The organism is Alkalihalobacterium chitinilyticum (assembly GCF_029028005.1).
In the GTDB taxonomy this organism is placed as follows: Bacteria; Bacillota; Bacilli; order Bacillales; family Bacillaceae_F; genus Alkalihalobacterium; species Alkalihalobacterium chitinilyticum.
Window position 1 is genome coordinate 278,159 of the sequence record NZ_JAOTPO010000002.1, and the last position, 20,496, is coordinate 298,654.

Below are 20,496 nucleotides of genomic sequence, written 5' to 3' on the forward strand. Positions count from 1 at the left end.
AATAATGATCGTTGACAGTACTACTGTTAGCGGTCTTTTTAGTTTCAGAAGGAATGTAACTTAAGTGAAACCATCAAATGTTAATGTAGTAATGGAGAGGTTGAAGTAACATACTTAGAAATTATCACTTTTATAGAAGGCACTGAGAGATCTAAGAGTTAAAGTTTCTCACATAACCTTTGAAAGGAGTTAAATGTAAACGATTACAAAAAAGTGTTGGAAGGGGTTTTATTTAAGATGAAAAAAAAGTTTGTACTAAGTCTTTGGAGTTACTGCCTAATAACGTTTGGGGTATTGTTAGTTTTTTCTAGTCACGTTTTTGCTTCGAGTACATTTACGAGTCACTCATTTGGTGGGAAGACATACAAACTTTTTGTACCAAGTACTTATGATCCAGCAACTGAGACATCCTTAATGGTCATGTTACATGGGTGTACACAAGATGCAAATCAATTCTCGGTTGGAACAGAAATGAATATTGTAGCTGAAGAAAAAGGGTTTATCGTTCTATATCCAGAACAATCATCTAGTGCAAATTCGAGTAAATGTTGGAATTGGTTTGAGCCAGCTCATCAATCTAGAGGAAGTGGAGAGCCTGCTGTAATTGCTGGAATGGTTCAGCAAGTAAAAAATAATTATTCAATAGATCAAAGTCAAGTGTATGTTGCCGGGTTATCTGCAGGTGGAGCGATGAGTGTAATTATGGGAGCCACTTATCCAGATGTATTTTCTGGAGTAGGTGTTGGCGCTGGGCTGGAATACAAAGCAGCAACAAGCTCATTACAAGCTTGGACAGCTATGAGTAATGGTGGTCCTGATCCAATACGACAAGGAAGATTAGCTTATCAAGCAATGGGCCAATACGCACAAGTAATCCCAACCATGGTATTCCATGGAGATAGTGATTTTACAGTACAATCAATCAATGGTCACCAAGTAATTACACAATGGGCTAAAACAAATGACTTAGCTTATGATGGACAAGAAAATACGTACTTTTACGATGTTGCTGATGAAGTAATTCAAGGTCAAGTGTCTGGAGGAAGGAGTTATACACGGTCGATTTATCGTGACAATGCCGGTAATTTATTAATGGAAAAGTATATAGTAGATGGTATGGGCCATGCGTGGTCAGGAGGAAGTTCACAAGGAAGCTACACGGACCCAGCTGGCCCTAGAGCAAGTGAGTTAATGTGGGAGTTCTTCAATAGCTCTGAACATAAAGATCCAGAGGATGAACCAGGGGAAAATATTCCTTTAGTAACATCTGCAGAACCATCAGGAGGTACCTATACCGCTCCAGTACAAGTTACGCTTCATACAAACAGGGAAGCAACCACTTACTACACACTAGATGAATCACAACCGGATGAACATTCACAAGTGTATACTGGCCCTATACAAATAGAACAATCTACAACTTTAAAGTTCTATTCTGTCGATACGAATGGACTAGTTGAAGAGATACAGACAGAGTCATATATAATTGACGAAGGTTCTAGTGAGCATGTCACATTGACTTCTATCACACAGGAAGACGGTTTTGTCGGTCGCTTTTCTGCTGATGGACTAGGTATTAATGTCTTAAAGGTAGGAGATAAGGGGATGTTTAATACCGATACTTATCGAACGATCCTTTCCTTTAATACTTCATCGTTAAATAGTAATGATATTATCAAAGGAGCGGTAGTGCGTTTATACCGTAAATCATTAACAGGTAATATACGCAGTTTGGAAATTGACTTAAAATCGGGTTACTTTGGTTCATCCCCTACACTAGAGCAAACAGATTACGCAGCAACAGCAACGATCACTAACTTCATGACTGTTCAGGTACCATCAAATGATCAAGAGTACATTGATATTGAAATACCTAGCAATTACCTTGACCATATTAATAAAAATGATAGAACGCAATTTCGAATAAAAGCTAATACGACCGCATCTTTTACAAGCAACCTTCTAGAGATATATGGTAGTAGTAGTCAAGATTTTGCTCCTCAATTAATTCTATCATTGGAATAAGAAGAAAAATAATTTCATTATGAAAAATTTTTAGAAGGTTTCCTGTGTGAAACCTTCTTTATTTTATAATACTCAAAAATGTATGGTCACTTCTTAGTTTGATGTAACTAATTAAGTAAAGAAACGATAAAAGCAATTAACGGAATCGTTAATAGCGATAGAAGTGTCGAATACACAGTTGTAATAACGGCTAATTCTTCATCGTTGGAATATCGGGCAAATAAGACAGTGGCAAGCATAATCGTCGGCATCGCTGAAAGAATGATAACAATGTTACTAACCAAGTAATCTAACGGAAGTAAAGAGATAATGAGCATCGTTACAATCGGAATGATCAACAGGCGAACCCCGAGTGGAAACCATATTTGTTTGTAAAAGAGAAAGCCTCTTTTTTGAAAAAGCGGGGGTAACAACATTCCGATATATAACATCGCTAATGGTGCAGCAAGTGCTGATAACATGCTCGTTAATTGCCTCAAGAATTGGGGTGGTTCAACGCCGGTAATAACTGCTGTTAATCCAATAATGATGGCTAATAATGGAATGTTAATTAACGCCTTTAGCTGTGAAAACTGAAAGCGTTTTTCGGATTGAAGCATATAAATGACAACTGAAAATAAAACGATGTCTAAACCAGCATCAAAAATAGCTGCCAATAGTCCGCCAACAGGTCCAAAAATCGTGGCACAAAGCGGTATGCCAATAAATCCGGTATTCCCTAAAGCGGCTAAGATGGTCATCTTTTTGGCGAAAGTACTTTCAAACCGTAATAGTCTAGATAAGATCCACGCAAATAATAGAGCTCCTAAATGGAAAATGACCGATAACCCAAATATGATAACGACTTGATGTAACAATTGAGTTGTAACTTCTGTATTAAAAACTCCATTTAATATAATCGATGGTACAGCAATATTTAAAATGATCAGGATTAACACATGCTTAATTTCAGTAGTAATTTCCACTTTAAAAGCTAATGTTGCACCTATTGCAATAATTATTCCCATGACCATTATTGAGGTAGCGACAACGTATATATCCATCGTAGTTTCCTTTCGTAATTCACTTAGTAATAGTTTTATTGTAACTAAATCTACATATCTGTCAAAAAGAAGAAGATCAAATTCTATATTAATAGATAAATAGATCATTCATTTGTAACTCGCCTGCAACCACTCTCAAATAAGATCAAGATGTAAATGCTTATGATGAAGGAGGGTGGTAAGATGAGCTGGGAAACAGATTGGATTGCAAATCGAGCTCGTATTACCCCAGAGAGAATTGCGGTAGTCAATGGGGAAACGAATGAAAATTGGACTTACGAGCAATTAAATATACGTGCACAAAATCTTGCAAGCTCATTAGTGGAGCGAGGCATAGAGCCAGGAGATCGAGTAGCGCTTCTTTCTCCTAATCACGTTTGCTACTTTGATCTCCTATTCGCCTGTACGAAAATCGGTGCCATTTTTGTCCCGTTAAATTGGAGATTAGCAAGTCATGAACTCGCTTTTGTTTTAAATGATTGTCAGCCTAAAATACTCATTTTTGATGAAAAACTTGAGGGATTAATATCATCTTCATTTCAGAGTGTTGCTGTCAGACGTAACGGAAGTGAGTATAGCCAATGGTTATTAAAGCGGGGGAAAGATGAAGTCTGCAAGGTGAACTTTGATGCACCGCTAGCGATTATTTATACAGGAGGAACAACGGGCAAACCTAAAGGGGCTGTACTAACACATCGATCCGTCTTTTATAATGTGATTAACACGATTACAAGTTGGAACTTAAAAGGGGAAGATACAACGTTAACGTACTTACCGATGTTTCATACAGGTGGACTAAACGCGCTTTCTTTACCGCTTCTTCATATGGGCGGCAAAGTAGTCATTGTCGATCAATTCGATCCAATCGAAGCGGTTCGCATTTTAAATGAACATCGTTGTACGATCGCATTGTTTGTCCCCACAATGTACCATATGTTGATCCAAACCGAGGAGTTTAAAAATAATACATTTCCTACGATGCATACGTTTCTGTCAGGGGGGGCTCCTTGCTCATACAAGGTTTATGAAGCTTTTGCAAAGAAAGGTTTACAATTTAAAGAAGGGTATGGTTTGACAGAAGCGGGCCCGAACAACTTTTTTATTGATCCTAACGAAGTAAATAAAAAGCGAGGTTCCGTTGGAAAACCAATGCTTTATAATCAAGTTAGAATTATTAATGAAACAGGAAATGATGCACAACCTGGAGAAGTTGGCGAAATTATAATAAATGGATATCACGTATTCGATCATTATTGGAATCGTCCCGATGCTACTTCGGAAGCGGTCCGAAGCGGATGGCTGTATACAGGAGATTTAGGAAAGCGAGATGAGGATGGCTATTTTTATATCGTTGGTCGAAAAAAAGAAATGATTATAACCGGTGGAGAAAATGTATATCCTCTTGAAATCGAACATATTCTAGCTGAATATGAACAAGTCGCTGAAGTTGCAGTTGTTGGATTGCCTGATGAAAAATGGGGAGAAGTAGTCGCTGCGTTTATTGTCCCTAAACAGGAGGGTTCCATCACCGTTCAGGAAATCGAAAATCATTGCCGAAAATATTTAGGTGGTTATAAAATTCCGAGAAAAATTAGACTTGTTTCAGAACTTCCGAAAACACCTGTCGGGAAAATAGATAAAAAAGAGCTCGTTAAATCTTGTAGTTAAAAGTTGATTAGTAGTATTCTTCTCTAAAGGCTGTTCTTCAAACTCAGCAAAGAGGAAGGGTACTACCTGTTTGCTTTTTTCTTGTACAAAAAAATAGTAAATGACAAAACTCATACATATGAAGATTAAGCATTTTCTAATGGTATACTGAAAAAAATGCGGGGGGACGTAATGGAGGAATTGCTATGATTGATGCACATATCCATCTTTATCAATACACTGATATTGAAAAAAGAATACAACACTGGCAGAAGGAAGGGATCGAGTGCGTAGTCGCTGTTTCCAATAATTTAAAGTCTGCTTATGAAACGTTAGAGTTAAAACAACGGTACCCTGATTTTATTATGGCTGGTGTTGGATACCACCCTGAACAAAAGCCGATGAATCGGCGAGACATGACTGAGCTAGAAGAACTTATTTATTCAGAAAAAGAAGCAGTTTCGTTCATTGGGGAGGTTGGTCTGCCTTATTATATTTTGGACCAACTAACGGCGGATGAGCAAGGGTTACAACTAGAACAGTTTGCTAGGTGGGTGGAAGTTGCCAAACAAACCCAATTACCTTTAGCGGTTCACGCTGTACATTCACAAGCTGAACAAGCTCTTACACTACTTAAGAAGGTACCAGAAGTTCAAGCACACTTCCATTGGTTAAAGGCTCCGGAACAAGTCATAAAAGAGATTGTCGCAGCAGGACACTTCATTTCGGTTACACCAGAGATTTGTTACCGTGAGCGTGATCAAAAGTTAGCAGAAATGGTACCGATTACGCAATTATTAATCGAAACAGATGGACCTTGGCCATTTAATGGGCCATTTGAAAATGAAGAAACATCGCCGTTATTACTTAAACCTATTGCGGAGAAAATAGCAGATGTGAAACAAATCCCTCTAAGCAATGTTATTCAGCAAACGATTACGAATACGAATTCAATTTATAACCTAAAACAAAAACAGAAAAGAAAAAGCTGATTTCAAATGTGAAATCAGCTTGCTTTACTTTATTTTCCGCGCATGGACAACAAACCTGGCATCCTCAAAATCATAAGCACATGTAGAAAGGGTTAGTAACTGATCCTGATGTGTGAAGGGAACATCATTTGGTTGATATTGTGACTTATTTTGAACTAATTCAAGAAAATCAAGATATTCTTGATCAGAAGAAAAATCCGTAACGATATAATAAAAATCGGTAGCCGTAACGTATGCGGAAAAAATCTCCCATTCGGTCTCTTCTGTAAGTGTTTGAATGGTAATGGTACGATTATGTTCAAAAAAGTCTTCATCTTGATAATTTATTAACCCTTTAAACATTGAACCATCTCTCATATGGTGTCCATAAATAATTGAATGCCGGTCGGAAAGGTCTGGTGCATTTCGAAAATCCATAAAAATCGAGCCTGCATCTGATTTGGAATGTTGAAAGTTATGGTCAAGGTAGTAATCATTATCTTTTGTTTGAACGATCGGATAATCAATAGAAGTGTTTGGAACCGTAATCCATCCAACCGTATCTTCATTTATTTCTAGCAATGGCAGAAATCTTTCGCGTATTAGAGGTTGCTCTTGAGTTTCTAAGTGTCTATTGACCATTTCAGCTTTGGGCAAGGAGTCTGTGAACGTTTCTTGGACTGCTGCATACATCCGTTGATTTTCATAACTACCATAAAAGTAATCTAGGATATGAAACATTGAAAATATAAAGATTGAAACACTTATACCGATGATTATACGTCTAACATTCATATTAAGCATCCTAACTTTAGACAAAAGGGAGCTAATAGCTCCCTTTTGTTGAGATTAAGAAAGTATAAAATTCGAAGATGTCCAGCGCTTGTCGCCGATAAGCGGGCACCTTGCGCCTTTCACTGTCTAGCTTCAGGTGCCATCGGCTCAAGGTCGCTTCGGTCCATCAAGCGTGTCTAAAAAGCAAGACACTTATTGCTGGCCCTCCACCGCTTTTCGCCGATAAGCAGGCACCTTGCGCCTTTCTGATTAGACTCTAGCACTCTTTTCTTTTCTGATAAAGAATAATGCAACTGCACCAGCAAGGGCTGCTAATACAATATAGATAAGTACAGAATTATTACTCGTTTGTGGAATAGCAGGAGTTGCATCTCCAGCTTCTGCAGTACCTTCATTAGTACCATTATCAGTATCTCCACCTGGCAGTAACACAGCATCAATAACATGAATCACACCGTTTGAAGCCTCAACATCAGCAGTCACTACATTTGCATCATTTACTTGTACAGGGTTTAATGTAATTTTTACTTTTTCACCGTTTAATGTAGTTGCTTCCATACCATCTACAAGATCAGTAGACATTACTTTGCCTTCAACAACATGATATAAGAGAATATCTGCAAGATCTTCGTTAGCTAGTAATTCCTCAGCCGTTACACCTAACTCATCTAATAAAGCAGCAAACGCCTCGTCAGTAGGAGCGAATACCGTTAATGGACCTTCACCTTTAAGAGCATCCACTAATCCAGCCGCTTGTGCAGCAGCTAATAATGTTTCAAAGCTACCAGCAGCAGCTGCCGTTTCTACGATGTCAACTAAACTAGTCTCTTCTTCAGTAGCTTCTTCTTCAGTTCCATCTTCTTCTGCAGCTTCTTCATTACTTGCCGGAAGTAACACAGCATCAATAACATGGATCACACCGTTTGAAGCTTCAACGTCAGGAGTTACAACATTTACTCCATTTACTTGTACAGGGTTTAATGTAATTGTAATTTTCTCGCCGTTTAATGTAGTTGCCTCCATACCATCTACTAGATCAGTAGACATTACTTTGCCTTCAACAACATGATATAAAAGTATATCTGTAAGGTCTTCGCTAGCGAGTAATTCGTCAGCCGTTACACCTAACTCATCTAATAAATTTGCAAACGCCTCGTCAGTAGGAGCGAATACTGTGAAAGGACCTTCCGCTTTAAGAGCATCTACTAAATCCGCAGCTTGAACAGCGGCTACTAGTGTGTTGAAATCATCTGCAGCTACTGCTGTATCAACAATATCATCACCTTCATGATTGTCAGCTAGTACCCCCATTCCCATCGACATTGACATAAGTAACATAAAAACCAGTGACATGACAAAAACCTTTGATTTGTGCATTGTACATCCTCCTAATTTTCAGTTGTATAACTTCTACACAATGAATGTATAACAAATTTACAATACAGTAAAGGAATATGTCGCCATTTCTGAAAATTAAGACTAAGGACTTATGCCTAGTAAGGTCTCTGTTCCTATACATAAGTTTTGAAAAGTCGTACTAATAGCTGTATCCATTTTCATATTGTTACTAAGGAGAGTTGTTCAAGCTTTGTAGAAGAACTAGCATCTTATCTTACAGATTGTCCTTTGTTTAACTAGAAAAAGAATAGGAGAGAGAGCGCTATGAAAACATGTACAATCCTGTTACTACTCATATTAACTAACATTTTTGTCTTATCTGGGTGTACGAAAAGTGAGAAAATAATTGAGGAGAAGAAGGAAACAGCGATCGAGAAAATCGATAGTGCAGAAGAGACGAATACGACTGAAATTGTAATCTCACTGGATGAAAGTCATACCAATTTTTTAGAAATGGGAAAGATACTTGCCGATGATATCATTAATCCAAACCTAGAAAGTGTTAAAGGCTCTACGCATTCTTCCACGAGTTCTTTAACTTCGATATATGATCTTGTCAATGGTCATGCAGACTTAGCCTTAGTTAGAAATGATCTTGCCTACTATGCGAGTCATGGTCTTTATTTGTTTGAAGGGGATGTCCCAATAACGGGGTTCCATGGTGTAGCAACGTTATATTCTGAAGTTATACAAATCATCGCTCGACCTGAAAGTGGCATTCAAACAGTGGAAGACCTCAGTGGTAAGCGCGTAGCAGTTGGAGATAAGGACACTATTGTTGAAGTAAATGCTAAGCAAATTCTAAACAAACATGGAATTACATACGAGGATTTTGAAGAAAAGTACATGGATCGTACTGAAATAGCACAAAAACTTCAAAGTGGAACAATTGATGCAGCGTTTATTACAGCAGGATTAGGAATGGATGAAGATAAGTTGTTAAAAGAGCTCAGTGATGATATAAACTTCATTTCTATCACAGACGAAAAAATCCAAGAATTACAAGCGGAGTATCCATACTATGTTACTTACACCATTCCAAAAGACTTGTATGAAACAACTTCTGATGTAACGACATTAGCCGCTAAAGCTTTGCTAATTGTAAATTCAAGTGTCGATGATGACTTTGTTTTTGAGATGACGAGAGCGCTCTTTGAAAACCATGAACACTTTGACAATGATCGACTAAAGTTACATGTAACATTAGATGAAGTTTTAGAGGGAATGCCAATTGATGTTCACCCAGGCGCTGAACGTTATTATATTGAACAACAACTTATAAAAGAGGAGGACTAAAAGCATTTTTTTGCAATGTTATAGAAATGGAAAAGAAGTTGAACCATAAAGTTCAACCTCTTTTCTGTATTATCACTTACTTTATATTTTTACAAATAAATCCTTGTTGTTTCAACATTTCTGCAATGTTGTCATAGTATGGCTTACTATAAAAAGAAGCCACTCGTGTAGACCAATTGGATGACATTTGTCCATTGGTTCGTTCTTTCATATATTGTTCCATTTGTTGATCATATGTATCTAAAATGCCTTTAAGGTCAGGATTATAGGTTTCCTCATGATATACTGCTTCTTTTGGAAAACGTGGCTTTTGACCAGGATCTTCTGCAGCATAGCCAATACATAAACCTGAAATCGGTATGACGTACTTAGGAAGATTTAGTAATTTAATCACTTCTAAAGAATGACGACGAACCCCACCAATGGGAACACAGCCTAATCCGAGTGACTCAGCAGCAGCGATAGCATTCCCCATCGCTAGACCAACATCGGTAGCACCAACTAATAGTGAGTCAATTTCCTCTTCAATTGCAAAGGATGTCCCTTCTTTTTCAGCCGCTAGAGAAGCACGATAAAAATCAGCACAAAAAATAAAAAAGACAGGAGTCTCATCTACATATTTTTGATTACCAACGAGTTCGGTCAATTTCTTTTTTGTTTGGTCATCTTTAACAGCGACGATCGAGACTTGCTGGCCGTTAATCCATGAGGGCGCGGCTTGAGCAGCTTCAACAATCGTTTCTAAGTGATTTTCACTTACAGGTTCATTCGTATAACTCCGGATCGATCTGTGGTTTTTTATGGTTTCAATAACTTGATTCACTGTATGTTTCCCTCCATTCTATTAGCACTAAGCATAAGGCTTTTAAAGGGGAAAATCAATGAACGCAACTTATATGGAAATTAGGCAGATTGTTTTACTCGCCGTTTTTCGAGCCATTTAGTTAAGGAAATATTCTGGACAATGATTACTGAAAAAATAACGCACACAACCCCAAGATATTGCCATAATGTTAAGATTTCGCTGTAAAATATCATCCCGATAAATGCAGCGACAACAGGCTCTAGTGTGGCGACAATGGATGCTTTTCCTGCTTCAACTTGCTTAAGCCCTTTCGTATAAAATATGAAAGCTAACACAGTTGGAAATAAACCTAAGCTACCCGCGTAAATCCACAACTTTACATCATTCAAGTGACCAATCCAAGTCCACACTTGACTTACAGGTAATGTGAATAAGGCTGCGAATAAGAAGGTGTAAATGGTCACTGTCATAGGATGATACTTTCTCAAGGCGAACTTTCCAAAGATACTGTACAAGCCGTAAAATAAACCGGAACCAAGACCGGCAATGATCCCTACAGTTGTCATTGTCATTGAACCATTTGGAAGGAGCTCAACAACAAGAATACATCCAAACAAAGTCAAAATTAATGACAGGACTTTCCGTGCAGTAAGCAGTTCTTTAAATAAAAAACGAGACAAAATCAGGACAAAAGCAGGGGCGGTGTAAAGTAAAATGGCGGCAACGGAAATGGATGTTTCTTGAATGGCGACAAAGAAGCACCAATTAAAAAAAACGATACTTATAATTCCTGTACCAATAAAAAGAGGACTGTCTTTCAATTGGACTCGAAGCCATTGGCGATTGACGAAAAGAGAATAGATTAGTAGAAAACTAACCGCACAACTAACACGTAATGTTACAACTTGAAGTGGTGTTAACCCGAGGCTATAAAGTTCTTGAACGAATAACCCAATTGTACCCCATAGAGCTGCCCCTGCAGCAATTGCTAAGTAGGCCCAGCGTATCAAAATTTTTCCTCTCCTTTATTAGAAAAAAAACGCCTTAAGATAAGGCGCCTTGTTCTAGTTTGTTTATTTCACATGTGTAATGTGTAGTATTGAGTTCTTTAGGGTTAAAGTAGGCGATAATTAACTGTTTGTTATCGACCACTTCTTTTGTTTGTAAATAATGGTCGAGGTCAAAAGCAATCACTTCAATCATTGTATGCTTATGAAGATCCTTTTCTGCCAAACTTAACGAACTAAATTGTTCAGAAACAGTATCTGGTGCGGTTGCAATCGACTTTAAATAATGAGATTGTTGTTCTTTAGTTAGCGAGAAATTCCACCACGTTGTTCTCGGTTTATGTTTATGACGTACAAAATAATCATAAACCATTAAACCGTGAATGACCTTAAGATTTTTTGTCTCCCTTGCTTGTAAAAATTCATATAAACGGCGGAATAAATCTTCAAGCTGATGACCAATCTTAGACCAGCCTTGCTTGTCCCAATAATCTCCAAACTGTTGGAAAAAGTCAAAAGCAGAATCAAATTCTTTAGTAACTAGATATTCGATCGTTTCATCCATACGATGGTCATTCCAATATTTTTCTAATACATCTTCCACTCGCTTAATACGAACGATGTCACTGAAAGGTAGGATTTTGTTTCCTAGTATTTCATATGGCGCATGTTCCATATATACATAGTCATGGTCTTCTGCTCTCAGACGTAATCCTGTTCCTCGTAACATTTTTAAAAATCCGAGTTGAAGTTCTTCAGGACGCAGGGCAAACACATCATTAAATGTCTTTTTAAAGGAGTCATAATTTTCATCAGGTAATCCCGCAATTAAGTCAAGATGTTGATCAATTTTCCCGCCTTCTTTGACGAGGGTTACCGTTCTGGAGAGTTTTTCAAAATTTTGCTTTCGTTTAACGAGTTCATTCGTTGCGTCATTTGTTGATTGAACACCAATTTCAAATCGGAAAATACCAGCCGGGGCGTTCTCGTTTAGAAACTCGAGAACTTCTGGACGCATGATATCAGCGGTTATTTCAAACTGAAACACACATCCTTCATGGTTATCAATGAGAAATTGAAAAATCTCAAGCGCATAATCCCGCTTAATATTAAAGGTTCGATCCACAAATTTAATTAACTTCGCACCACTCTTGATTAAGAACAGTAAATCCGATTTGACTCTCTCAATATCAAAATAACGAACGCCTACTTCAATAGAAGATAAACAAAATTGACAACTGAAAGGACAGCCGCGACTCGTCTCAAAATAGGTTACGCGTTTTGAAAGAGCAGGTAAATCTTCTTGAAAACGGTACGGGGAAGGAATTGCATTTAAGTCCGGCTTTGCACTTGGCGGGTTAACAATCTCTTTACCGTCTTTACGATAAGCAAGGCCAAACACCATATGAAATTTCTCTTCACCATTTAGTTCATCTAAAAGAAGTTTAAACGTTTCTTCCCCTTCGCCAACTACGATAAAGTCAGCATGAGGAATTCGCTCAAGCCAATAAGCTGTATCATAGGACACTTCAGGACCACCAAGGACGATCTTAATGTCTGGCATAATTTTTTTTAGCATCTCAACGACTTTAATGGTTTCTTCGATATTCCAAATATAGCAACTAAACCCGATCACGTCAGGTTTTCTTTGATAAAGATCTGTAACGATATTCATGACAGGATCTTTTATTGTAAATTCAACCATTTCAACCGGATATTCAGGCTCAGCATAAGCTTTCAGACAGCGAAGCGCTAGACATGTGTGGATATACTTCGCGTTTAATGTTGTAAGAACGACTTTCATTTCTTTTACCTCTATTCTATATATCAAATAATATGGAAGAGCATCGTGCACTCAAGTTTTAGCATGTGATAATAACAAGATCCACAATTAATGGAAAAAAATAGCTCTCATGCTCATTGTTTTACTTATGAGGAGTATTTTATACGTTAAGTATGATACCATATTTTCTATGGATAATTATATAGATAGGATTTGATATTATGGTGTTTTTATTTCCATCTTGGCTTTTCATAGTTTTAGGTGTTTTTCTAGTAGCAATCCTTTGTGGTCTTTTTTCTTTTTTTGTATCGAAATGGTTGAAAAAGAAAGAGGTAAAAGATAAAAGATTTGAGAATATCGCCGCCTTTGTAATTGTTATTATCGTTATCGTAAGTGCTTGGTTTGTCAAAGAAAACATGTTTGTAACCGCGTTTGAAGGAAGTATGATTGTAACAGAAGAAAAGGAAGTAGAAGTGAATTACTCCAGTGCAGAATTTTTTACGTTTAGTGATTTTATCATTATTGACTATCTTTTCACTCAAATGAACTATGGGGAAGAATTTGAAATAGGTAATACCGAGGTGGGGAATGTACGTGTGGCTGTAGAAATAAATGATTACAAGCCACTTTTGCAATATATGAAAGAATACGAAGATGTTGATTTTGACCGATTTGGGCAGCATTATTTCCCGTTTGATCTATATTTTGAGCGTGAACATCGCGGGATCATCAGAGACATCATACAGCAACAAGACCAAAATAATTCCTGTGAGCAATTAATGCCTACGTTAGAGCAAGAATTAGAAAAAATAGAAGAAGAATATTTTGAATATGAAATAGCCTGTACGAAAGACCGAGGATGACATTAGTCATCCTTGTTTTTTTTATTATAAGGAGAATACAGTAACCAACAACTGGCGGGGATCGTGAGCGGTATAGGGAAAAATTAGGAGAAAGCGTGAACGAAAAGCGTGGAATAGTGAGCGGAAGAGGAAGAAACAAGAAGAATACACCAACCAAATGCTCGGTTGGTGCACAAACCAGTTTTGATAGGTGAGGAAGATTTCGGCCTTGGCTCAGCACCACTGACACCCAATTTTTATGGATTAGTTTTAGTAGACATAACATATATAAATATTAGCGAATGAACAAGTAGTAAATGAGAAATGGCATCACACTGACAATGAGCATGAGACGAAAAAGGTGAAGAGTGACAACAGTCGGAACTGAGACGGGATATTTCTCAGCAAGGACAATCATTTCAGTCATTCCAGCCGGAGCCGAACTACATACCGCAGTTAATGTATCGAATTTAAGAACCTTTTTTAGGAATAGTGCTAATAATAATGCCCCGCTTATTTGCAATAAAGGTAGCAGGAGAGCGGGTAGCCAAACAGTAGATAGAATAGAAAACGTCTCTTGACTAAAGGTAAGTCCGATGCTTCCTCCTAGCAACATTTGTATGATTCGTTTGGCCTTCTTAGGCAGTGGAGGAAGCTTATTTGTTTTTATTTGTACGATCGCAATCATTAATAAGGAACCTAATAAGGGTCCTAAAGGAAACGATGTCATGAAACCAAGCCAGCCGCCTATTAAAGCTAACATACTAGTGATGACCCAACGTTTCATAAGGCGAGCCTCCTTTTTGTATTTCTTTACGATACAGGTAATCGAGTAATATTGGGAAAAGCGTCATCACACTCAGAACTCGAATGAGATGAAGCATAATAACGACTGGAGCATGTAATGAGAGTGTTTTAGCGATCGTTGCCATTTCTATCATTCCACCTGGTGCAGCGGATAATATAGAAACACTTTGTTCAAAAGGTGATAGTGTCGCAATTAGTATTCCACTACCGATAGTAATAAAAAAGACACTAAATGTAACAGCTACCAGACTGGTCGCTAATTGACGTAATTGATATACAGATAGTTTCATAAATGTTAGTCCTACCATTAATCCAAGCATGACTTGAAGAATAAAAGCCATAGGTAAGGTCGTTTCTAATGTTAGAACATGGAATGTTTTGGCAAAACCAACAGCAAACATCGCACCTATTATTGTTCCGACCGGAAGCTTCAATTTTTGTCCGATTGTTCCACCAATAATTGATAAAGCAATAAAAAGTATAAATTGCAATACATCCATTCTTAATCGATCCTTTTCAACGGTGTTATCTTTTCCTACTCTATTGAAGTGAAAAGTGATTTGCAAGAACAATTTGATCTTGATGTGAGATAGAGACTAAGGGAAGTCGTATATGAAACAGCAAGATCATAAGGAATAGGCTTAAACAAAGCTATTCTGAAAAACAGTATAAACAACAGATATATAAAATATTCGTAGACAAAATAGAGAAAAAATCTTGTTTGTTCAATCTTTTAATACGTATTCGCGCAAACGCTTTAAACCGGTAAAAAAAGTTGTTTACAATTCATTGATAAATATACTATGATAATACATAACTATTAGAAAATTATAAAAATTATAGGGGGAAACAAAGATGAAAAAGTGGATGAAATTTGTCGGGACTGCGGCTGTCGGTCTAATGGCGCTAACTGCATGTGGTGGGCAGCAAAGTAGTGCACCAGCTGAACCAGAAGAAAGTAATGCTGGAGAAGAAGCACCAGCAGAAGAGGAAATTACGTTTAAAATTGGGGCAACTCAAATCGTAGAGCATCCATCACTAGATGCTGCTTACGAAGGCTTCCAAAAAGCGCTAGAAGATGCTGGACTTTCTGTATCCTATGATTTCCAAAGTGCACAAGGTGACCAAAACAACGTTCATACGATTGCAAATAACTTTGTTGCGAATAATGTAGATCTAATCTTTACAAATTCAACAGTAAGTACATTAGGTGCATTAAATGCTACTAACGAAATTCCAATCGTCTTTGCTTCAGTTTCAGACCCAGTTGCAGCGGGACTTGTAACTGCATTAGACGAGCCGGGTGAAAACATTACAGGTGTTATCGATCTACATCCTGAATTTACACAAAAAACTGTACAATTCATTGAAGAACACTTTGAAGGGGCAACAGTAGGTATCATTATTGACTCAGGTGAGCAAAACTCAATCGCTCAATTAGAAGCGGTAAAAGCAGCTATGGAAGGTACTAGCCTTACTCTAGTAGAGCGAAGTGTAGATTCTTCAGCTGTAGTAGCTGAGGCAGCTCGTTCATTGGCTGACCGCGTAGATGTTTTCCTAATGACAACAGATAACACAGTCGTTCAAGGTCTTGGTGCTTTAGTTGGCGTAGCTAATGACTATGATATTCCGTTAATTGTAGGTGATCCTGAGTCATTAGAAGGCGGTGGATTTGCAACTTATGGAGTTGACTTCTTCTCCATTGGTTACCGTGCAGGTGAAATGGCAGTACAAATTCTAAAAGGGGAAAAAGTACCTTCTGAAATTAATGTAGAAATTCCACCAGAACTTACACTGCTTATCAATAAAAAAGCTGCTGAAGAACAAGGGGTGGAGTGGAACGATCAATGGGAAGAAACTGCTGAAGTAATTAATAATTAATAAAAAAATAGAAATAGTGTGTGTTCAAAAAGGAGGACAAAAAGATCCGAGAAGTTCGAGGAAGCGCAGTCTCCGAGCATAAAGCTGGTTGCTCCGTAAGCATAATCCTCGCACGCCGGAAAAGTGTACTTCTTTTCCAAGGACTGGAGCGTATGGTGTTAATACGTGAAGAGCGGAAGAGCAAGCTGACGAAGTAATTCGACAGATATTTTTCCCGGACTTTTTGAACAACCTCTTATAAAGGCGGGACTGGCTCAAGATGTATCCACTATAGGATTAGCTTTGAGTCAGTCACGTTACTAGAGAAGAAATAATAGTTAGAGAGGAAGAGGTCACCATGTTTATCGCAATATTCGGCTCAATTGAATCTGGAATCATTTATGCACTTATGGCACTAGGGGTCTACCTCACCTTTCGCATCCTTGATTTCCCCGACCTGACTGTAGACGGGAGCTTTGTGACAGGAGCAGCAGTTGCTGCTATGATGATTATCAATGGATATTCTCCAATCATCGCAACATTAGCCGCTGTTATTGCTGGTTTTATTGCTGGTTGTGTCACAGGGATTCTTCATACGAAAGGTAAAATTAATCCGTTGCTGTCCGGTATATTAATGATGATCGCTCTTTATTCCATTAATTTAAGAATTATGGGGCGACCGAATTTACCATTGTTAAATGAAACGACACTTGTCAAACAGCTAACTGCGTTTTGGCAAAACCTCGGATTTGACCAATTTTTTAATGGCATTATAACGTTTTTAGGCGTACCACAGCTTCCACGTACATGGGCAGTCGTATTCTTTGCCCTTATCGTTACGTTAACTGTAAAAGTTTTATTGGACCTATTCTTAAAAACAGAAGTTGGTTTAGCACTTAGAGCAACAGGGGATAACAAACGAATGATTCGCAGTTTCTCAGCCAATACCGACTATTTAATCATTCTAGGTTTAGGTATTTCAAATGGACTAGTTGCTTTATCTGGAGCTTTAATTGCTCAATATGGCGGCTTTGCCGATGTTGGGATGGGTATTGGGATGATTATTATAGGACTTGCATCCGTAATTATCGGTGAAGCTCTATTCGGAACAAAGACAATTGCTCGAACAACGTTAGCGGTTATAGGTGGAGCCATCATCTATCGAATCGTTTTAACACTAGCGCTAAGAGTCGAGTTTTTAGAAACAGGAGATATGAAATTAATTACGGCTGTTATTGTAGTTGCAGCACTCGTTACCCCGAAAATACTTGCTGCTCGTAGAGAAAAACGGCGACGATTAAAGAAGCGTGCCGAACTTTCACAAATAGGGGGGAATGGAAATGTTGCATCTTAATAACATTAGCATTACCTTCAACGAAGGTACGCTGGATGAAAAAAAAGCTTTACAAAATATTAATCTAGAATTAAATTCGGGAGACTTTATTACGGTGATCGGGAGTAATGGAGCTGGGAAGTCCACTTTGATGAATACCATTTCTGGAACACTATCCCCAGATGTCGGTGACGTTGTCATTGACGGTAAACCTGTTACACACTTACCTGAATACAAACGCTCTACATTAATTGGCCGTGTCTTCCAAGACCCTATGGCAGGAACGGCGCCAACGATGACAATTCAAGAAAACTTAGCGATGGCTTATTCACGTAATAAAAAAAGGTCGCTTCGATTTGGAGTAACGAAAAAAAGAAAAGACATGTTTCGGGAGTATTTAGCAACGTTAAATTTAGGTTTAGAAGATCGCCTTACAGCAAAAGTAGGATTGTTGTCTGGTGGAGAGCGCCAAGCATTGTCTCTTTTAATGGCTACTTTTACTGAACCGAAAATTCTTTTGTTAGATGAACACACAGCTGCGCTTGATCCTTCAAGAGCTGAACTTATTACCCGTCTGACAGGGGAGATTGTCAGTAACTTTAATTTAACTACTTTAATGGTTACTCATAATATGCAACAAGCGTTAGACTTAGGGAATCGACTCATTATGATGGATAAAGGGCAAATTATCTTTGATGTGCAAGGAGAAGATAAACAAAATCTAACGATTGAAAAGCTATTAAACGAGTTCCAACGTATCCGTGGAGAGCAAATGGCAAGTGATAGAGCTGTCCTTGGGTAAATAATTGATTTTAGAAAAATTATCTTGGTTTCATTCTTACGGGAGCGCAGACACTTTAGAGTCGGCTCTCTTTTCATTTAATATTACTAAAATATAAGCATATTTATTTAAACTTATTTAGTATAATAGTCTGGTGTTATTATTACTAAATGAGGTTGAGTCTATGTTAACTAGGAAATTAGTTTTGTATATTATTTCTATTATTATTTTGTTTTGTTCAGGGTGCTCTATTTTAGGTAACAATGTTGAAGCTACTGAGGAAAGTAACATCTTATCTAAGAATGAAGGAGAAGAGACTTTAGATGCTGTAAAATTGCTTTCTGAACCAGATAGAAGCGGTTATCCATTAAGCAAAATTGAAGGAAGTCATAATGTTGATGAAAACTTTATAAAAGAGAATAGGTCTAATCATCAAGTAGAAATACCAAGTGAGGTAAAGCTGAAGCAAGTTGCTTTGACTTTTGATGACGGGCCTCACCGAGATGTCACGCCATTAATATTAGATGCTCTTAAAGAGAAGGGTGCACAAGCAACTTTTTTTGTAATTGGAAGTAGTGTTGATTTATATCCTGACATTATGATGCGTATAGTAGAAGAGGGTCATGAGATTGGAAATCATACATGGGGTCATACGGACTTAACCAAATTAACTAGAAGTGAAATTAAGGACGAAATTCATTTAACACAACAAGCAATTGAACGAACGACAGGAGTTACTCCAACTCTTATGCGGCCACCTTTTGGTACGTATAATCAATTGATGACAGAAATGATACCGTTGCCTATTATCATGTGGTCGATTGATTCGCGGGATTGGAAAACGCGTCATAAAGAAACAATTACTCAGGATGTGCTAAGTGATGTAGAAGATGGTTCTATTGTTTTATTTCACGATATTTATTACTCTACTTATGAAGCATTAATTGAAATAATCAATCATCTTGAAGTAGAAGGGTATGACTTTGTAACAGTCACGCAATTACTTCAAGAAAGTGATGATACTGAAACCTTACAATCAGGTAAAGTTTATTCCGTTAAAAGAAAGATGTAAGTGAAAACCTAATGTTTTGAGATATAAACAAAATTTATAGAGTAGGTGGTTACTGTGAGATTTGTTACATTCGAATATAAAGGGCAACAAAGTATAGGCTTGCTAAATGACGATCAAACGAGAGTTATTGATCTTGCCAGCGTGTTAAATGAAAAAGGAAGTACTATTAACATTCCAAGTACGCTACTGGAAGCAATTGACCTAGGGGAAACTTTTATCGATGAAGTTACATCTAGTTTTCAATGGCTTGAAAAAAGAAACATCGAGGATTATTCGTTCTATCTAAAAGATCCTGAATTGAGGTTATTAGCTCCCATTCCTAGACCGAGCAAAAATATTTTTTGCGTAGGTAAAAATTATGCAGCACATGCGATCGAAATGGGAAGTGCTGCTGATATCCCTGAACATTTATTAATGTTTACGAAAGCGCCAACTACTGTAATTGGGACAGAAGAAACCGTCTTCAATCATGCACATATAACGAGTCAATTGGATTATGAAGGCGAAATTGCTGTCATCATTGGAAAGAAGGGTACGGCTATAAAGGAAGAAGAAGCGTATGATTACATATTTGGCTATACACTTCTTAACGATATTACTGCAAGAGACCTTCAAAAGAAGCATAAACAATTCTTTCTTGGAAAAAGTTTAGATACGACTTGCCCTATGGGGCCATGGATTACTCACTCGAGCCTAGTAAAGGACAGTGTGCTAAAAATAGAAACGAAAGTAAATGGAGAATTGAGACAAAAAGGAAGTATAGACCAGATGATATTCTCTATTCCGACAATTCTTTCGGTTATTTCCCAAGGAATGACGTTAGAGCCTGGTGATATTATTGCAACGGGTACTCCATCAGGTGTAGGAAGTGGATTTAGTCCACCTAAATACTTGAAGTCTGGTGATGAAATAGAAATTCGTGTAGATGAATTAGGTGTCTTAACAAATACAATTCAATGACGTTAATAGAAGGCTAAGTCCAGCTAGTCAGACCCATACTCTTTTGTAATTCAATTTTCAAAAGGAAGGAG

General features: G+C 37.7%; 18 protein-coding genes. 10 read left to right on the plus strand and 8 right to left on the minus strand.

Annotated elements, in window-relative coordinates; translation table 11 throughout:
• The first annotated feature begins 237 nt into the window (after positions 1–237).
• Positions 238–2,025 (plus strand): extracellular catalytic domain type 1 short-chain-length polyhydroxyalkanoate depolymerase, encoded by a 1,788-nt coding sequence (locus N7Z68_RS04005; protein WP_275117169.1) that lies wholly within the window; start codon positions 238–240, stop codon positions 2,023–2,025.
• Between the two features lie 107 nt (positions 2,026–2,132).
• On the opposite strand, the gene N7Z68_RS04010 is transcribed toward N7Z68_RS04005, so the two are convergent.
• A complete protein-coding gene (locus N7Z68_RS04010) occupies positions 2,133–3,176 on the minus strand; it encodes an AEC family transporter (RefSeq protein ID WP_275117170.1) in 1,044 nt (347 codons plus the stop codon).
• Between the two features lie 75 nt (positions 3,177–3,251).
• Between N7Z68_RS04010 and N7Z68_RS04015 the strand changes: the two genes are divergently transcribed.
• A complete protein-coding gene (locus tag N7Z68_RS04015) occupies positions 3,252–4,736 on the plus strand; it encodes a class I adenylate-forming enzyme family protein (RefSeq protein ID WP_275117171.1) in 1,485 nt (494 codons plus the stop codon).
• 185 nt (positions 4,737–4,921) lie between these two features.
• Positions 4,922–5,707: a TatD family hydrolase gene (locus N7Z68_RS04020; protein WP_275117172.1), complete on the plus strand. Its 786-nt coding sequence runs from the start codon at positions 4,922–4,924 to the stop codon at positions 5,705–5,707.
• 24 nt (positions 5,708–5,731) lie between these two features.
• On the opposite strand, the gene srtB is transcribed toward N7Z68_RS04020, so the two are convergent.
• Complete coding sequence (gene srtB, locus N7Z68_RS04025) at positions 5,732–6,481, minus strand: class B sortase (protein ID WP_275117173.1); 750 nt, start codon at positions 6,479–6,481, stop codon at positions 5,732–5,734.
• A 249-nt stretch (positions 6,482–6,730) separates the two neighbouring features.
• Complete coding sequence (locus N7Z68_RS04030) at positions 6,731–7,858, minus strand: fasciclin domain-containing protein (RefSeq protein ID WP_275117174.1); 1,128 nt, start codon at positions 7,856–7,858, stop codon at positions 6,731–6,733.
• A 285-nt stretch (positions 7,859–8,143) separates the two neighbouring features.
• Here N7Z68_RS04030 and N7Z68_RS04035 point away from each other — a divergent pair, with 285 nt between their 5' ends.
• Positions 8,144–9,175, plus strand: coding sequence for a TAXI family TRAP transporter solute-binding subunit (locus N7Z68_RS04035; RefSeq protein ID WP_275117175.1), 1,032 nt, complete (start codon positions 8,144–8,146; stop codon positions 9,173–9,175).
• A 76-nt stretch (positions 9,176–9,251) separates the two neighbouring features.
• Here the strand turns inward: N7Z68_RS04035 and nfsA are convergent, their stop codons facing one another.
• From nfsA to N7Z68_RS04050, 3 genes are all read right to left on the minus strand, one after another.
• Positions 9,252–9,998, minus strand: a complete 747-nt coding sequence (nfsA, locus tag N7Z68_RS04040) for an oxygen-insensitive NADPH nitroreductase (protein ID WP_275117176.1) — start codon at positions 9,996–9,998, stop codon at positions 9,252–9,254.
• A gap of 80 nt (positions 9,999–10,078) precedes the next feature.
• Positions 10,079–10,990, minus strand: coding sequence for a DMT family transporter (locus N7Z68_RS04045; RefSeq protein WP_308447207.1), 912 nt, complete (start codon positions 10,988–10,990; stop codon positions 10,079–10,081).
• 34 nt (positions 10,991–11,024) lie between these two features.
• Complete coding sequence (locus N7Z68_RS04050) at positions 11,025–12,791, minus strand: B12-binding domain-containing radical SAM protein (RefSeq protein ID WP_275117177.1); 1,767 nt, start codon at positions 12,789–12,791, stop codon at positions 11,025–11,027.
• 200 nt (positions 12,792–12,991) lie between these two features.
• Between N7Z68_RS04050 and N7Z68_RS04055 the strand changes: the two genes are divergently transcribed.
• A complete protein-coding gene (locus N7Z68_RS04055; RefSeq protein ID WP_275117178.1) occupies positions 12,992–13,633 on the plus strand; it encodes a hypothetical protein in 642 nt (213 codons plus the stop codon).
• 274 nt (positions 13,634–13,907) lie between these two features.
• Here the strand turns inward: N7Z68_RS04055 and N7Z68_RS04060 are convergent, their stop codons facing one another.
• Complete coding sequence (locus N7Z68_RS04060) at positions 13,908–14,399, minus strand: AbrB family transcriptional regulator (RefSeq protein WP_275117179.1); 492 nt, start codon at positions 14,397–14,399, stop codon at positions 13,908–13,910.
• Positions 14,377–14,991 (minus strand): AbrB family transcriptional regulator, encoded by a 615-nt coding sequence (locus N7Z68_RS04065; protein ID WP_373323097.1) that lies wholly within the window; start codon positions 14,989–14,991, stop codon positions 14,377–14,379. The genes N7Z68_RS04060 and N7Z68_RS04065 overlap by 23 nt, the downstream gene beginning before the upstream one ends.
• A gap of 283 nt (positions 14,992–15,274) precedes the next feature.
• Between N7Z68_RS04065 and N7Z68_RS04070 the strand changes: the two genes are divergently transcribed.
• The 5 genes from N7Z68_RS04070 (at position 15,275) to N7Z68_RS04090 (ending at position 20,425) form a co-directional block, all read left to right on the plus strand.
• Positions 15,275–16,300, plus strand: coding sequence for an ABC transporter substrate-binding protein (locus tag N7Z68_RS04070; RefSeq protein ID WP_275117181.1), 1,026 nt, complete (start codon positions 15,275–15,277; stop codon positions 16,298–16,300).
• A gap of 337 nt (positions 16,301–16,637) precedes the next feature.
• Positions 16,638–17,633, plus strand: a complete 996-nt coding sequence (locus tag N7Z68_RS04075; RefSeq protein ID WP_275117182.1) for an ABC transporter permease — start codon at positions 16,638–16,640, stop codon at positions 17,631–17,633.
• Positions 17,620–18,414 (plus strand): ABC transporter ATP-binding protein, encoded by a 795-nt coding sequence (locus N7Z68_RS04080; RefSeq protein WP_275117183.1) that lies wholly within the window; start codon positions 17,620–17,622, stop codon positions 18,412–18,414. The genes N7Z68_RS04075 and N7Z68_RS04080 overlap by 14 nt, the downstream gene beginning before the upstream one ends.
• Positions 18,415–18,577: 163 nt before the next feature.
• Entirely contained in the window at positions 18,578–19,465 is an 888-nt protein-coding gene (locus tag N7Z68_RS04085; RefSeq protein ID WP_275117184.1) for a polysaccharide deacetylase family protein, read from the plus strand.
• Positions 19,466–19,519: 54 nt separating this feature from the next.
• On the plus strand, positions 19,520–20,425 hold the full coding sequence (locus tag N7Z68_RS04090; RefSeq protein WP_275117185.1) for a fumarylacetoacetate hydrolase family protein: 906 nt from the start codon (positions 19,520–19,522) through the stop codon (positions 20,423–20,425).
• The last annotated feature ends 71 nt before the right edge of the window (positions 20,426–20,496 follow it).